The 16,237-nt window shown below is 63.4% G+C and carries 7 protein-coding genes and 1 tRNA gene; 3 read left to right on the top strand and 5 right to left on the bottom strand.

Translation table 11 applies throughout. The features are described 5' to 3' along the window. The 4 genes from ACIQ3B_RS10245 to ACIQ3B_RS10230 all read right to left on the bottom strand — a co-directional run. Window positions 1-184, bottom strand: a 184-nt coding sequence (locus ACIQ3B_RS10245; RefSeq protein WP_397402193.1) for a hypothetical protein, incomplete at its 3' end; no start/stop codon positions are given. 224 nt (window positions 185-408) lie between these two features. Further along, complete coding sequence (locus tag ACIQ3B_RS10240) at window positions 409-1,029, bottom strand: tetratricopeptide repeat protein (RefSeq protein ID WP_397402191.1); 621 nt, start codon at window positions 1,027-1,029, stop codon at window positions 409-411. A gap of 132 nt (window positions 1,030-1,161) precedes the next feature. Then, window positions 1,162-2,163 carry an RHS repeat-associated core domain-containing protein gene (locus tag ACIQ3B_RS10235; RefSeq protein ID WP_397402189.1) on the bottom strand — a complete coding sequence of 334 codons (1,002 nt, stop codon included), beginning with the start codon at window positions 2,161-2,163 and terminating at the stop codon, window positions 1,162-1,164. Between the two features lie 978 nt (window positions 2,164-3,141). Beyond that, on the bottom strand, window positions 3,142-9,843 hold the full coding sequence (locus ACIQ3B_RS10230) for an RHS repeat-associated core domain-containing protein (RefSeq protein ID WP_397402187.1): 6,702 nt from the start codon (window positions 9,841-9,843) through the stop codon (window positions 3,142-3,144). Window positions 9,844-10,056: 213 nt separating this feature from the next. On the opposite strand from ACIQ3B_RS10230, the gene ACIQ3B_RS10225 reads away from it, so the two are divergent. After that, window positions 10,057-13,581: an Ig-like domain-containing protein gene (locus tag ACIQ3B_RS10225; protein ID WP_397402185.1), complete on the top strand. Its 3,525-nt coding sequence runs from the start codon at window positions 10,057-10,059 to the stop codon at window positions 13,579-13,581. A 1,162-nt stretch (window positions 13,582-14,743) separates the two neighbouring features. On the opposite strand, the gene ACIQ3B_RS10220 is transcribed toward ACIQ3B_RS10225, so the two are convergent. Continuing rightward, window positions 14,744-14,819, bottom strand: a tRNA-Ala gene (locus ACIQ3B_RS10220). A 108-nt stretch (window positions 14,820-14,927) separates the two neighbouring features. On the opposite strand from ACIQ3B_RS10220, the gene ACIQ3B_RS10215 reads away from it, so the two are divergent. Together ACIQ3B_RS10215 and ACIQ3B_RS10210 are read left to right on the top strand one after the other, a co-directional pair. Continuing rightward, a complete protein-coding gene (locus tag ACIQ3B_RS10215) occupies window positions 14,928-15,233 on the top strand; it encodes a YggT family protein (protein WP_397402183.1) in 306 nt (101 codons plus the stop codon). A gap of 180 nt (window positions 15,234-15,413) precedes the next feature. After that, a complete protein-coding gene (locus ACIQ3B_RS10210; protein WP_397402181.1) occupies window positions 15,414-16,175 on the top strand; it encodes an SIR2 family NAD-dependent protein deacylase in 762 nt (253 codons plus the stop codon). The last annotated feature ends 62 nt before the right edge of the window (window positions 16,176-16,237 follow it).

Raw genomic sequence — 16,237 nt, 5'->3', positions numbered from 1 at the left:
GGCCGCTTACGTGGGTGCGCAACGTCGTGCCGTTTGCGGACTGCTCCAGCGCCAGCTGCGCCCCGGCATAGCGATAGTAGGTGGCCACGCCCCCGGTGGTCACTGTGGAGAGCCGCCCGAAGGCGTCATAGTCCAGGGTGACGGACGACGGCCCGCCGGTGACGCCCCGCAGCCGGTTCTCCACATCATAGGTGAAGGTGCGCGAGCCGTCGGAGATCAGGTTCCCCGCCGCGTCATAGCCGGACGCCGCCGCGATGGCCGCATCCCGGTTCAGCTGGTCATGGGTGAAGTTGGTGGTGGTGGGGGACGTGTGGACCTGTCACCGGATTCTTCTCTTTTCGTGTCCCGCTACAGGGGTTCACTCCACTGGCTCTGACTGGATGAATTCTCCGGGGTAGGCCACCAGCTTCAGCGCAATCGGTCAGTGAATCGGTTCGTCGTCCGCACTATCGCCATCTCGACTACGACCGGTAACAAACTTATGGCTCCCAAAACATAGCTCCACGGACCGAGGCGCCCTCGTAGAGACTGTTGCACCAAGTTTCGCTTGGAAGGCAGGTGCCCGAGTGAGGCCCCTTTGCGCCAGAGTTTCACAGCCCTTCGGACATCTATCGGAACGCCGTCTCCACGAAAGTACATTCCGGCCAACGCATTCAACGCCGGGGGGTAGTTTCTGTCGATTGCGGCTTCCAGCTGACGGATCGCTTCAACATACCGATCCATCAGCAGATACGTAAGGCCCAAGCCGAAGAGCCCGCGTGCCGAGCCAGAGTCGACTGCTGTCCGGTACCAAGCCTCCGCGCCGGAAAGATCTTGATCGTACATCCATCCCGCCCGCATGGCGTCGGATACAAGCAATATGCTCATAATCGATCCGCCATAGGCTAGCCTTTCAATTTCCTGGAGGCCGCGACGCCATTCCGATGTTTGGAGCAAGTCGCGAGCTTTCTCGTATTCGGCAAGAAACGGATCGTTACGAGCATCCAGGTCATAGAGGTCTTGGTTTGAGTTGATCACGGGCTTGCCCATTCGTGCGTGGAGCAGTTCCAAAAGACTCTGACATCCAGTGCTGTCCAACCCCGCGAAGCCCTGTCCGCACGAATATGCGAAGTGGCACTCGCGATAGAGGCGGATAGTACCCTTAACAAGACCGCTGCACCGCTATTGAGTGGCAACCGCGCCAAGGGTGCCACCTATGCCGAGTAGGAGAAGAGCACCCGCGCCGCATGGTTCGGCAAGAACACATGCGACACCCCCCAGTACTGCAGCACCGCCAACTATCCAAGGTACAGCTTCGCTGGTGTCGGAGGGGGTAGGTTTTGGTGGACGAGGCACGACCACTGGTGGCGGCTTGTCGCCTGGTGATGAGGGCGGGGTTTTTGACCCAGGGGTCGAGCCGCCTGGTGTAGATCGCGGCGGATTCGGTGCCACCGGCTGCTGCCTTTCAGGAATGTCTTCTGCCTCTGGCGGATCGGTCGGATTACCGGTAAATATATCAATAATTTCGAGACAACTCTTGCATATCTCAAGTACTTTTTTCCAATCTAGAGCTGAAATTTGTACTGAAAATGTAATCGAACTAGCAGTTCCCGTGAACACTACACTTGATGCTGTTCTCCCCCCTGCAGGTAGGCTCTTTGGGGTGACCACTACCTCGCTTACTTTGGTCCAAGCGGTTGGCGCGGTGAAGCATGATCCGCCGTCGGAGAACGCAACCGCGCAAGTCCCTGCCGGATCGTTCGCATTCACCGGATCCCCGCCGACGTAGGCGTAGATGTTCGGCCCATCATCATACCCGATAGGATCGGTCTGCAGAAACCGCCCCATCACCGGATCATAGGCCCGGGCGCGGTAGTGGTAGAGCTGGGCCTCGGGGATGGCGATCTGGCCTGTGTAGCGGAAGCGTGAGCCGGACCAGGACTGCGGCTCGCCATAGGGGCCGTAGGCGTAGGGGGTGATGGCGCCCGACGCATCCGACACCCCGATCACCGAGCTCTGCCGGTCCTGCAGGTACCAGGTGGGCGTGGCGCCCGCGCCGGTCCCCTCGAAGCTCATCCACTGCTCATCGACACCCTGGCCGCTCACATGGCTGCGCAACGTCGTGCCGTTTGCGGACTGCTCCAGCGCCAGCTGCGCCCCGGCGTAGCGGTAGTATGTGGCCACGCCCCCGGAGCTCACTGTGGAGAGCCGCCCGAAGGCGTCGTAGTCGAGCGTGACCGACGACGGCCCGCCGGTGACGGAGCGCAGCCGGTTCTCCACATCGTAGCTGAAGGTGCGCGCGCCGTCGGAGATCAGGTTCCCCGCCGCGTCATAGCCGGACGCCGCCGCGATGGCCGCGTCGCGGTTCAGCTGGTCGTGGGTGAAGTTGGTGGTGGTAGTGGGGGACGTGTGGACCTGTCACCGGATTCTTCGCGCCTCGTCCATCGCCACCGAGGCATAGCGGTCGTCGAACAGATGTCCGCGCCAGCGCCCTACCTCAATTACGCGATGTCCCGACTTTCGTGTCCCGACTTTCCATGGCCGCGTCGCGGTTCAGCTGGTCATGGGTGAAGTTGGTCGTGGTGGTGGGGGACGTGTGGACCTGTCACCGGATTCTTGCTGTCACGGATTCCACTTTCGTGCGGTGGTCGCCGACGGAGGCAGACAGGTAAGATGTCCCAAAGACCAGCCTGTCCTTTGTTTTCGTCTCCCGCTACAGGGGCCCACTCAAAGGCCCAAGGACTGGACGCAAGTCGTACGCGTCCCGATTTTTCGGAAAAACTCTATATCACTGGATCAATGTAAGATTGTCTTCTAATGCCGATCAATATATCTCGTTCAAAAGACAAAATCCATCTAGAAGTCCTGTTTGCCAATATAATTTCACTTCTGATGCAATTCCATTCCGACTCAAGAGGCATCATGAATCTAGAATAGTGAATTACACCGCTTTCCTGACATAACACTGATACAGTACTGTATTCTATGTTTAGAGACTTCATATCAGTTATTACATCTGATTTTCGGTCACCCACACAAATTCCAAGATCGCATTTTCTTTGATTGTCTGCTGAAAACAGGATAATTGTATCCGTAAGAACGTTACGAGAAAGATTTCCTATAATGAAAAAAATCATACACAAAATAACACAAATTGGTGTGCTAATTTTCGGTTGGTTGAGATTTTTCATCGCTTCCGCCGCGCTCGTCATCTTTAACTCTTCCACCGCTTGATACATGCGTGACACTTGATATCACGTCTCTCACAATTCGACTTCCTGCAAATGTCGTCCTTTGAGTTTGCACAATAGTCGTTACGCTTCCTGTATTGACGTATATAGTCGAACTTCCATTGCGCCCACCTTCGACGGCATATGTCGTACCTTGAAGTATTACCGCTGAACTTGACATACCAGGGGCATTCACACCTCCAAGATTAAGGATACGGTTGCTTCCAGATATGTTGGCTGAAACTATATGCTGAGCCAGCAATGCGCCGTTGCTATTGGACAATGTTGTATCGCTTCCCGTCGAAGATGGTGTCGCAAAGTAGTTATTCCGCGATTGAAATGCGGGGTCATTCAGAATTCCGGAAACATGATTGTATCCTGCGGTTGCCGCATTATTACCGTAGGCTACCGAAAACAACTGCCCTCCGCCAGTGTTGAAAGCGTTGAGGTCTGCCGACATGACGCCTCGGTTCACACTGTTTGTGGACGGCAGCAGGTCGCCACAGCTCACGGTAAAGGGAATCCCGCATGGAAAGGGGTTCTGCGGTCCGTAGGAATACGTGGCAAAAGCATTGCCGCTGGTTCCTCGACCGTCGGTCAAGACCATGCCGCAATGAGAGGCAACCGGTCCAGCTGCGTCGCGGCAAACGATGGTCGGATCTAGCCCACTCGGATCTGTCCCATTCACTGGATCCCCGCCGACGTAAGCGTATATGTTGAGGCCTGCTTCATACCCGATGGGATCGGTCTGCAGAAACCGCCCGAGCACGGGATCATAGGCCCGGGCGCGGTAGTGGTAGAGCTGGGCCTCGGGGATGGCGATCTGGCCGGTGTAGCGGAAGCGGGAGCCCGACCAGGACTGCGGCTCGCCATAGGGGCCGTAGGCGTAAGGCGTGATGGCGCCCGACGCATCCGACACCCCGATCACCGAGTTCTGCCGGTCCTGCAGGTACCAGGTGGCCGGTGCGCCCGCGCCGGTCCCCTCGAAGCTCATCCACTGCTCATCGACGCCCTGGCCGCTTACGTGGGTGCGCAACGTCGTGCCGTTTGCGGACTGCTCCAGCGCCAGCTGCGCCCCGGCATAGCGATAGTAGGTGGCCACGCCCCCGGTGGTCACTGTGGAGAGCCGCCCGAAGGCGTCGTAGTCGAGCGTGACGGACGACGGCCCGCCGGTGACGGAGCGCAGCCGGTTCTCCACATCATAGGTAAAGCTGCGTGACCCGTCGGAAGTGAGGTTCCCCGCCGCGTCATAGCCGGAGGCCGCAGCGATGGCGGCATCGCGGTTCAGCTGGTCATGCGTGAAGTTCGTCGTGGTGGTGGGCTGGCCCGACCACACATACTGATCCGAAGCCTGGGACTGGCCGATGGTCTGACCGGCCGGGTTATAGCTGAAGCTCTGATACGAGCCCGCATTGGCCGGCGTCGCGCTGTGGGCCAGGGCCGCCAGCCGACCGCCAGTGTCGTACGTATAGCTGGTGACCACGCCGTTGGGCCGGGTTAGAGCGGACCGGCGGTTGAGCGCCCCGTAGCTGATCGTCAGACCCTGCTGCTGGGTGCCGCCCGAGACAGGCGTGTATTTATACTCCGCCAGCCGGCCCACGGCGTCATAATACAGGTAACCGAAGATCCGGCCGTGGCTTGCGCTCGCTCGCCGACCCTCGGCGTCATAGGTGGCCGCGAAGCCCCCGCCTGCAGCGGGACCTCCTGTCAGATAGTCATTTTTGAGCCGCCCGGCCTGATCGAAGACCATAGCGTTGTAGATGGTGTTGGTGCTGGACCCCAGGCGGCCTTGCGTCTCGCGACCATTCAGCAGGTAGCTGTAGTAGACATCGTCGGCCGTGCCGCCGGGCACATCCTTCACGGTCATGCGGTTTCGAAGGTCGTACTGATAGCTGATGGTCTGGCCGCTGCGCCGGCGGAACGACGTGCGGTTGCCGTTCTCGTCGTAGCCGTACTGCTCGTAGTCTGTGGTGGAGGAGGCGCCCGAGCCGCGCGGGCTGGCCGGATAGCGCGTCTTCTTCAGCCGCCCATAACCGTCGTACTCGAAGGTCGACGTATTGCCGTTAGCGTCGGTGAGCGTGGTGCGCTGGCCGCCCGGGGTATAGCCGTAGCGCGCCGTCACCTGCTGCAGGCCTGTGCCCACACCGGCCTCCGTCGTCACCACGCGGCCCGCCGCATCATACCCCGCGCGCGTGATCCGGTCCGGCCCGAAGACACCGGCCTTGGACGGCAGGCACGCGTCGGCCGGCAGGGCGTCATAGACGGCGGAGTTCATGCGGATGGCGGTGCAGGTGGGCCGCCCGCCCGCGTCATAGCTCATCTGGATGACGCCGGACGGGCCGATCTGCTTCACCCGCTGGCCCACCAGATCAAACTCCGACGTATAGGTCTCCAGCGGGGTGAAGGTGGTGCCTGAGTAGGTTCCCAGCTCCACCTTCCACGCCCGGCCCAGCACATCATAGGTGGTGCGCTTGGCGTTCCTGGGGAGGGTGGTGTCGAAGGTGGCCGTGGCGCCGGCCGCACAGACCATCGGGCTCGCACTGGCGTAGCTCGAGCAGCTTAAGACCTTGGTGTAGCTTTCGATCACCAGCGTCGTGCGCCTCAGCGCATCATAGGTGATGTTGGTCTCAGCCCCCTGCGGCGTGCGCAGTTTGGTGGGGTCGCCCAGGCTCGAGTAGGTGATGTTGTCATAGACCCCGGAGATGGCTCCCACCGTGTTGGTGAGCGTGTCCATCGAGGTGCCATTGGCATAGGTCTTCGAGACAGTCTGGCCCATGGCAGTGGTCACAGCCATCTCCAGACCGCCGCTGTAGGCGTATCTGGTGGCCTCGTCACGGGTGGCGCCCACGGAAGCCGCAGGATAGGTCACCTTCGCAAATCCACCCATGGAGTCAGGGATGTAGTCCGTCTGGGCGCCCCGGGCGTCCTTGGTCCAGACCGGCGCATTGAGCGTCGCATGCCAGCCGGTCTCGGTGACCAGGGTCTGGCCCGCCTCCGCCGAGCCCACCCGCGCCAGCCGCGTCACCTTGGTGGGCAGGTTGCGGGTGTTGTACTCGATCTGCGTGCGGTCGCCGTCAGGGCTCGTCGTCAGGATCGCCCGGCCCCGGCCGTCGTATGCGACCGTCGAGGCCACGCCCGCCCCATCGATGCTGCGGATCGGCCGGCCAGCCTCATCGGCATAGGTGATGGAGCTGTAGCCCAGCGGCCCCAGGATCTCGGACCTGATCCCCTCGGCCAGATAGTATTGCGTGGGCGCGCGGGAGCCCGCCAGCACCAGCTTGTCCTTGGTCTGCTTCACCCGGCCCAGGGTGTCATAGACATACTGCGTGGCGGGCATGGTCGCGCTGTCGGCGGCGTAGACCTTGTCGATCCGAAGCTTCCCGAAGTCGCCGGTTCCCAGAGTGGTGATGTCAAATTTCGTGGCCGCGCTCACCGCATCGGTGTGCGTCACCTGCGCGCCGCTGGTCGAGACCGCCACGTTCATCAGGTTGGTGTTCGACGCATCGGAGGCGAAGAAGCCGGCAGCCCCGCCACGGGCGAAGCTGATCCACTTGCCCAGGTTGTTGTGGACAGACGACAGCACCTCGATCTCGTGGGTTTCGGCGGGGGGCCGGGCATAGGTCAGGGTCAGCTGGGCGCCGCTCGTCCAGGTCCAGCTCGACATCCGAAAGCCCCGCTGCTCGGCGCAGCTGGGCGTGCCCGTGGTGTCCACCGTCTGGTTGGTCCAGTTTCCGAAGACCTGCTGGTCGCCCGATCCGCCCGTCACCGTGTAACTCACCCCCGCATAGCTCCAGCCCCGGGTGGGGATGTAGGTCAGGTTGTTGGTGGTGCAGGGCCAGTAGCCCGTGGGATGGCGCGCATAGATTACCGGAGCCCCGGTCTGGGTCAGCGTCCCATAGGTGGCCGCGCCCGGCGCCAGCCAGGTTCCGTTGGGCCGCTTGATCCATTGGCGCGTGCTGGTCCCTAAGCTCACCGTCGCCACGTTCTGGCGCACCGTTCCCAGCCACCAGGCATTGATCAGTTGGCCGGCGATATCGCGCTTCAGGGATTGCGCCGTCTTGTACGCATCCTGCGCCGCATAGAAGGCCGCGATCGTCCCGATGGCCGCGCGCGGATCGGTCTCGCCCATCGCCTCCAGGCCCGAGCCGGAGATGGTCAGGTTGTTGGTGAAGTTGGTGGTCCATCCCCCTTGAGGTTCGCGGTGCGCGCCCGGACCATAGGTCTCTTCGCGCACATCACCGCCCCGCCAGGTCAGCTCCGCCGACAGCGAGAAGGGGAAACTCCCCTGGCCCACGCTCACCTTGGCCGGACTGCTCACCAGCACGGTTCCTGTGGGCTGTTGCACAAACCGCCCCGCCACCACATCGGCCGACGTCGCCGGATCATAGGCGTTCTGATGGAAGGTCTGCGCGCCGCCGCCGCCCGCGTCCGAGTAACCATCTTGACCGACAAGGAGACTGGCGATCTCGGTCGGATCACCATTGGCGTCATACTTCACCGCCGTGATCGCCCCGCCGCGCTGCGGCGTCTGGGCGTGGATGTAGCTTCCCCCACCGATGGGCGTAAACGCGCCCGCCCGCTTGCCGGGGCCCAGAAACGCCTCCTCCGAGGTCGCCACCTTGAAGCCCGCGCTCACATAGGCCGTGACCGCATTGGCCAGCGCCTGCCTGCGGCCCGTCACCTCGCTGGTCATCAGCGTGGGCGCGTTCGCATCGCCGTGTGAGGCCGCCCCGCCCGTGGTCAAGTACTCCGTCTTCGACAACGCCATGGCGTTGGCGGCGTGAGTGGTGGTGGTGTACTCATAGAACCGACGGATCGTCCCGCCCGCCACATCCTCCGCCGCCACCGGCGCATTGCCCCACTCAAACCGGCTCGCCACCGTGCTCACGTCCGGCAGGTCCGAGATCTGCGCCGAGACACTGCCCTTGAGCGCCGCAATGGTGTTCGCCGCCGCCAGCAGGGCGCCGCGCCGGGCCGTGGCGTCGGCCGTCACGCTGGTGAGGCTAAGGCCCGTCTCCACGTCCAGCCGATCATAGCTGTCGATGATCCAGTAGCCGCCACCCGACGGCGCATAGACGACCGTGTCCGCCGCCGAGACCCCCAGCGCATAGTGCTGGACCAGAGCCGCCTTGCCGATCGCCGCATGCAGCTGACCCGCCCGGCTGGCCTGCGCCAGCCAGGCCGCGGCCAGGGTCTCGCGCCGGCCATCGCCCTTCCAGGCCTTGTAGGAGACGAAGCATTCCTTGCCGCAGGTGGTGGGCGGTGTGGGCATCGCCGCATCGCGACGCTGGCCCCACTTGTCCACCAGACCCCGGCCGGTCTCGCCGAAGCCCGTCACCACGGTAAAGGGCAGCGCATAGTTCACGCCGCGCGCCACGGAGCCATCCATGTAGGCGCCGCTCGCCGCCGCATACGGCAGGTCCGCCGCAACAGTGAGCGCGCCCTTGCTGAAGGTGGGATTGTCCGTGTTGCTGAAGCTTGCGAGCGTCAGCGCCGTGCCCAGATCATCCGTCAGCTTCAGCGCGCCGGTAAAGCTCGCGCCCGTCGTGTCGAAATTGGGCTCGAAGGTCACGCGTCGGCCATAGACCTCGTCACCGTAGAGGATCCTGTTGCTGATGATGGTGTCTGTCGTCCCGCCGGGCCGGGCCTTGGTCAGGCTGAGCGTCAGCTTCACCCGGTACTGGTTGGGCATCTCCCCCGAGATCGTGCGCTGCACATTGGTGGTGTAGGGCAGGCTCAGTTGCCTTAAGCCCCCAGCCGGGATCACCTGCGCATTGATCGCCTTGCCGCCCACCACATCAGCCATGCCGCCCGACGGCGCGCTGGTGTTGATCGCGGTCTCGAGCGTGGTCGCCGCCGTCGCCAGATTGCTGGCCAGCGTGCCGGCGCCGTAGCTGGAGATATACGATACCCCCGACGTCGTGCCCGAGCTGGCCGAGATCCCCGTGGCCATGCCGGACGTGATCCCCGTCGCCGTCGCCAGATTGAGGCCCGCCTTGAAGGTGTGGTCCTTATACGCCGGATCATAGAGATAGCTCACGCCCACGATCACCACGCTCACCCACGCGTGGCTAAGTTCAATGGTCGAGACATTGCCCGCATACGAATAGTCCGCCGTCGTGGTCCCGTTGATCACCGCCGGGATGCCGCCGCTCGACAGCAACTGGCACGCCGCCTTCGCCGAGGTGATCCCCGTCCACGCCTGGAACTGCGCGCCGTTGAGGGTGATCGTTCCCAGCTTGTACGACGCCGATAACCCCGCTTGCCTCAGCAACTCCACCATCAGCTGCGCCTGGTCGAACGCCGTGCCCGACCGGTCCACAATCACCCCCATCGCCCCCTTGCTGAGGCCATAGGTCCAGGTCGTGCTCACGGTGTTGCGGACGTACTCATAAATCAGATCAGGGTCGCCCTTCAGGGCGCGCGAGAGTTCCACGACTTCCTTGGCCCGGCCACTGGCGCCCGTACCGTTTGTCGCCGTCGTCGAAGCCCCGAAATAGGTGTCCGCCGCCCCCGGCGCGATCAGCGACGCCGTCCCCACCTTCGTCGACGGCAATGCCCACGCCGTACTCGCCACCAACAGCGGGATCAGCGCCATCGCGCACGAACGGACCAACACCTTGCCCGAAACCATCCCCGCCCCCGATCCGCCAACCCGCGTTCGTCAGAAGTCGAGTCTAGAGCTTCTCATCTACAACCGTCAATTGTACATCAAACAAATCTAATCCAAAACTTGATTGACGCAGGGTTGCGCATTGACAGGCTTGCAATCCCGACAGGGTTTGCAATTGTAAAGCGAAACTTGCCGGGCTTCGTGGGGGACGTGATGGGACCTGTGGTTCAAGACATGCGTCGTTTCTGGCTGGTCGCCATCCTGGCGTTGGCCCTGCCAGTCGCTTCGGGGCAGGCTGCCGAAACCACCCAGTATACTTACGACGCCCTCGGCCGCGTCATCTCGGCCATCGACGCCACGGGCAAGAAGGTCGCCTACACCTACGACAGCGCCGGCAATCGCACGCGTGTCAGCAACGGCGCCGAGTTCACCGAGATCACGCCAACCGCCTTTACCGCGTCATCCAATGCCGGAACCACGGGCCTTACCGCGGCCAACGGTATGAAAGACGGGAATTTTCAGGCGCCTGCGTCGGTCCATGCCACCAACACCGAAACCAACGCCTGGATTCGCGCCGACCTGGGTTCAGCCAAAACGGTCAACCACATAGATGTGGCGCCAGCACAGGCAGCGTCCGTCGGCGCCAACGCCGACGACCTGAACGGGACGGCGGTCGAGTACTCCCTGGACGGCACCAAGTGGACCCAGGCCGCGACCATCGGCGCCTCCGTCGTGGGTGCGACGCGGACGGTAGCCATTGGCGGGGTTTCTCTCCGATATCTCAGGATTCGCAGGATCGTGTCAGGTCAGGTCGCTGTGGGCGACTTCCGCTTCTTCTCGGCGGCCGTCGCAAACAGCCCGCTGATCGCACAGCCAGACGAGATCACAAGTTCCGGATCGGCGGTGACGTTTGATCCCCGAACCAACGATCAGGACCTCGACGGCTACGCGTTCACTATTTCGGGAGCTGAAGATCCGCCGCACGGCACCGTCGTGGTCAATGCCAGTGCGAGCATCACCTACACGCCTGATCCGGGCTACTTCGGCGCGGACACCTTCCTCTATTCCGTAGCCGATGGGCACAATGGCACCGCCAGCGCGCGCGTGACGGTGCTGGTCCGCTCCGCCACCAACAATGCCCCCGTCGCGGTGAATGATACCTTCACCGTCAGCGACCGCGTGACGGCCCTCGTCGATGGGATCAACAGCCTGCGCCCCACTGCTAATGACTATGACGCCGACGGCGACGTTTTGACGATCACGGCCAAGACCAATCCGACCAATGGCACAGCGACCATAGTCGGCGCGAACATCATCGAGTACCAACCGACCACCAGCTACATCGGCAGCGACAGCTTAACCTACACGATCTCCGACGGTCGGGGCGGAACCTCGACGGCGACGATCAACCTCACGGTCGCTAACTCGCCCCCCGTCGCCGGCGCCGACAGCATCGCTGCCCCGCGCACCGGCTCGATAGCCTTCGACCCGCGCCTCAACGACAACGATCCGAACGGCGACACCATCACAGTCAGCGCGCCCACAACGCCCGCGCGGGGCAGCGTCGCCTTGAACGGGGACCAGACCATCACCTACACGGCCAACTCTGGGGCAGTGGGTGGCGACGGTTTCACCTACACCCTCACTGACGCGCGCGGCGCGACAGCGACTGGCGCAGTGACGGTCTCTATTTCACCCAATTCGCCCCCCAAGGCCAACGGCGACAACATCACAGGTGTGGCTTCGACCCCTGTCAGCTTCGATCCCCGCGCCAACGACATCGACGCCGACGGCGACAAGATGACGGTCGTCTCGGTGACCACGCCCGGCAAAGGAACGGCGACGCTCAACGCCACAGGGACCAGCGTCACCTACACAATGTCGTCGGGCCAATCGGGTTCGGACAGCTTCACATACACGGTGACCGACGATGAGGGCGGCGCTTCAACGGCCACGGTCGCGGTGAATTCGTTGAATGTTGAGTACCTCGTCGTGGCAGCAGGCGGGGCCGGCACATCGGGCGGTGGCGGTGGCGGTGGAGTACGACAAGGGGTCCTTGTTGCAAACGCGGGCACGCCATTGACGGCCACCGTTGGCGCAGGAAGTGTGCGCGACTCGTCCTTTTCTACCGTAACGTCCATTGGCGGAGGCAATAGTGGTGCGTCCGGAGGCTCGGGTGGAGGGAGTTGGACATCGCCAGCCCCTGCAGGGACTTCAGGTCAGGGTTCGAACGGCGGGACAGGGCCAGGTTCATTTGCCTACGGCGGAGGAGGCGGTGCAGGTGGTCCGGGGCTAAACGGGGTAGTCTCCCCTCCCTTGGGTTGTCACTACGCCAATGGTACATCTGGAGCCGGTGGACCAGGCCTCAATAGCAGCATCTCCGGCACATCAACGAACTATGCTGCGGGTGGTGGTGGCGCATCCTATCTGGAAGAAGAAGGGGAGTGCGGCAGTTGGGTCACAGTTGCCTACGGTGCCGCCGGAGGGACGAGCGCTGCATCTGGAGCACCCGGAAGCACAGCCCCCGCCAACCGGGGCGGCGGCGGCGGCGGTGGTGGGGCCGGTGGATCTGGAATCGTCATCGTGCGATACGCGGGGACACCGAAGGCAACCGGCGGAACAGTCACCCAGGCTGGCGGGTACACAATCCACACCTTCACAACAGGGGGCACCTTCACCCCCTCCACCGCGAACTCGCCCCCGGTTGCGACAAATGACAGCCTGACGGCGACTTCCGGCGCGGCGCGAGTCTTTGATCCGCGCGTCAACGACACAGACGCCAATGGCGACGGACTAACCGTTGTGAGCGTGGGTCCGGCAACCAACGGCGTCGTGGGAATAAGATCTATTGGAGACCCGGTGATCTACACACCGAAAGCCGGCTATACGGGTTCTGACAGTTTTACCTATACGATCACAGATGGGGGTACGTCTGCCACAGCAACCGTGAACGTTACCGTCGTCTCAGGGCCAAAGATTGAATACCTCGTGGTCGGTGGTGGAGGTGGGGCGGGAAGGGCGGGCACAAACGCAGGCGGCGGTGGCGGCGGCGGTTTCCTCGCGGGGAACCTTGGATTGCCGGCGGGCTCCTACGCCGTAGTGATTGGCAACGGTGGAAGCGGGGCGGCCAGCTATGTTGCGCCAACCAATGGCGGCTCCACCACTTTTGCTGGCCTATCGGCCGTTGGAGGAGGCGCGGGCGGCGTCGGTGGCGGCAGTCCGGGACCTGGTCAACTTGGCGCGTCCGGCGGTGGCGGCGGTCACGGCTCCCTCGGCGGAGCAGGAATTTTCGGTCAGGGAAAGAACGGCGGAGGCTCGGTTTCGTGGCGCGCTGGCGGCGGCGGTGGAGCCGGGGGTATGGGATCAGGGGGCGCGGAATCTCAAGGAAGTGGCGGGCCGGGGCTCGTAAGTAGCATCTCCGGAACATCACAGACGTTTGCCTCTGGCGGAGGAGCCGGCGGATATACTGGTTACCCTGGCGAACAAGCAGTTGCTCCCGGTTCCGGCGGAGCAAATGCTGGAAGTGGCTCTGCCGGCGGCAATGGCGGCAGCGGCGTCGCCAACCGTGGCGGCGGCGGCGGCGGCGGCGGCCGGTATCAGGACAGTTACTACTACGACGGCGGCGCGGGCGGCTCAGGCGTGGTCATTGTTCGGTATGCGACCGGAGCGATAACCGGAGCCACAGGGGGGACCATCACCACGAGCAGCGGCTACACGATCCACACCTTCACCAGCAGCGGGACCTTTGTCCTGCCCTGACTTGCTGCGGAAGAAAGCACAGCGCACACACATAGCGCCCTGTGGGTCGAGGGATGCCCAAGAGTGTCGAAAAAGTTCCCGGTGGTTCCCGGTTCAGACTGTCCGACCGGGAACCGTACTCGAAGAACAGTATCCATGCTTTTCAATGAGTAAGAGAGGGGGTTCCCGGAGTTCCCGGAGTTCCCGGCCTGTTTTCGGCTCCGGCATTGCGCCGACCCAAGCCATTGATAAAAAAGAAATTCGCAATTGCCGGAAATCTCACGTCGCCTTGGTCCCCGGTCCGGTCGACTGTAGGCGCCAGAGTTTTGACTACCCCCCCGCCTGCCCCAAAAACTTCCCCCATGCGAAAACCTGCGCGGAAAAAGAGGGCCTTGAACACCGGTCCGCGACCAGGTGGCGTCAGAGATTTACCGTCCCCCCGGCCACCCAGACGGCGACACTCGGCAAAACAATAGGCCCGCGCCGTCCGTAAATTCCGGCCGGAATCGCCGGCCAGCTCGCCCGCCCTCAGGATCTCCAAACCATTTCAAGGCCCGCCGTCACCCCTGAGATCGGCCCGGCCCGGGCCAGCACCAGGCCGATCCGAATCTCCGGTGATTGCGAAAAAAAATCTCTGGCTAACACCTGGGCCGGTCCGTGCAGACAAGCGCGCCAGACTTTTGACCACCCCCCCCCGGCCTTGCCCCCGGTCCCGCTGGACCGCTGGACCGCTGGCAACGCTCCAGGCCGTCAAGCCCGCCGCCGCCCTCCAGCTCGCGCACCAGGTCGCGGCGATTGACGTTGCTCATGCTGGCCAGCCACCCGCCGCCGGTTCCGGACCCGCTACAACCGCAGCGGGTTCGCCCGGCTCGCGGTCAGCCAACACCACCCCGGCCCGCGTTCTGACGCGCGCGTGTGGCCTTCCCGATCCCCTCAAAGCGCAATCCAGCCATCCGCCTGCTCGGGACGCCCCGCAGGCTGACTTTGCAAATGCGCCGCAGGTGTATTTCAAGCCAGCCCATGCTCCGGGGCATGGGCTCAGAAGGCTCAGGGCGGGCCGCTGGCGGCCCCCGTTCGTCTGGGGCCACTGATTACAGGCTGATTACACCGCGCCGAACGAAGGCCCTTCGGGCGCGCCAGAGGCCAGCGAAATCGCCCTAAGCCTTTGCGTTTACAAGGTTCCTGGTGGAGCCGAGGGGAATCGAACCCCTGACCTCCTCATTGCGAACGAGGCGCTCTACCATCTGAGCTACGGCCCCAGGAAGCGGCGGAATAAGGCTATTGGGGCGGGGTCTGTCAAGCGGCGTTGCGTGCGTCGGCGAAACGGTCGCCTTGTCAGGGCCATAAAGGCAGGTAGAAGCGGAACTATGACAGGATTTATCTTTTACGTGATCAGTAGCCTGCTGAGCCTCCTGGTCTTCGCCATTATCGCCAGCGCCATCCTCTCCTGGCTGGTGGCGTTCAACGTGATCAACATCCGCCACCCGGTCGCCAGCGGCGTCGTGCGGTTTCTGGATGCGGTGACGCGGCCCGTGCTCGCGCCGTTCCAGCGGTTCATCCCGTCGCTGGGCGGGGTCGACATCTCGCCGATCGTGGCGATCCTGGTGATCCAGGCGGCGCGGCAGTATCTGCTGCCCTGGCTCTTTGCGCCGCTGTTTCGCATAGTCGGCTGACAAATTCGCCGGCTGGGGAACGTTTCAGGATTGAGGACGTTCAGCTCCTGATCTTCCCGCGCCCACCCCGATGGACGCGGAAGGTCCAGGGATCGACCCGACCTCATATCGCGCCCCCGACCGGGGGTCGGGCCGATCCCCCCTTTTCGCAGGCCGCCCTTCGGGGTTAGCCTTGCACCCATGTCACATCCCGCCACCGCCGGCCGCTCCGACCTCGCACGCCTGATCGCCGACGCCCGGCGCATCGTCGTGTTCACCGGCGCGGGCATTTCCACCGAGAGCGGAATTCCCGACTTTCGCAGCCCCGGCGGCGTCTGGAGCAAGATGAAACCCATCCAGTTCCAGGATTTCGTCGCCAGTGAGGAGCGCCGTCGCGAAGCCTGGGACCGCGCCTTCAGCGGTCGCGCCGGCTGGGTGGGCCGCGAGCCCAACGCCGGCCACATGGCGGTCGCCCGCCTGATCGCCCAGGGCCGCGCCAGTGCGGTGATCACCCAGAACGTCGACAACCTGCACCAGGCCTCCGGCATTGCGCCGGACAAGGTGATCGAACTGCACGGCAACGCCAGCTACGCCACCTGCCTGGGCTGCAGCGTGCGCCACGAGCTGGACGAGCTGAAGACGCTCTACGAAGCGACCGGGGACCTTCCGGCGTGCCGGCTGTGCAGCGGGATCGTCAAGACCGCGACCATCTCCTTCGGCCAGGCCATGCCGCTGGGTCCCATGGCGCGGGCCGAGGCCGAGACGCTGGCCTGCGATCTCTTTCTCGTGCTGGGATCCTCGCTGGTGGTCTATCCGGCCGCTGGCTTCCCGGTGATGGCGAAACGCAATGGCGCGCGGCTGGCGATCGTGAACCGGGAAGAGACCGAGCTGGACGGCTACGCCGACCTTGTGCTGCACGATGAGATCGGCCCGGTGATGACGGCTGCGGCGCCGGCCAACTAATTTCGCATTTCCGGCATTTGGTCACACCGCCGCCGCGATCTTTCGGCTAAGCGCTCCGGCCA

Origin of the sequence: Phenylobacterium sp. (assembly GCF_044358365.1) — a bacterium.
Taxonomy (GTDB): domain Bacteria; phylum Pseudomonadota; class Alphaproteobacteria; order Caulobacterales; family Caulobacteraceae; genus Phenylobacterium.
The sequence above is the reverse complement of the archived record's forward strand: the minus strand, read 5'-3'. Positions and strand labels throughout refer to the sequence as shown.

Bases quoted from the DNA above. Each gene is read 5' to 3' on its own strand.
- ACIQ3B_RS10240 (WP_397402191.1), bottom strand. From the start codon at position 1,029: ATGGGCAAGCCCGTGATCAACTCAAACCAAGACCTCTATGACCTGGAT.
- ACIQ3B_RS10230 (WP_397402187.1), bottom strand. From the start codon at position 9,843: ATGGTTTCGGGCAAGGTGTTGGTCCGTTCGTGCGCGATGGCGCTGATC.
- ACIQ3B_RS10225 (WP_397402185.1), top strand. From the start codon at position 10,057: ATGCGTCGTTTCTGGCTGGTCGCCATCCTGGCGTTGGCCCTGCCAGTC.
- ACIQ3B_RS10215 (WP_397402183.1), top strand. From the start codon at position 14,928: ATGACAGGATTTATCTTTTACGTGATCAGTAGCCTGCTGAGCCTCCTG.
- ACIQ3B_RS10210 (WP_397402181.1), top strand. From the start codon at position 15,414: ATGTCACATCCCGCCACCGCCGGCCGCTCCGACCTCGCACGCCTGATC.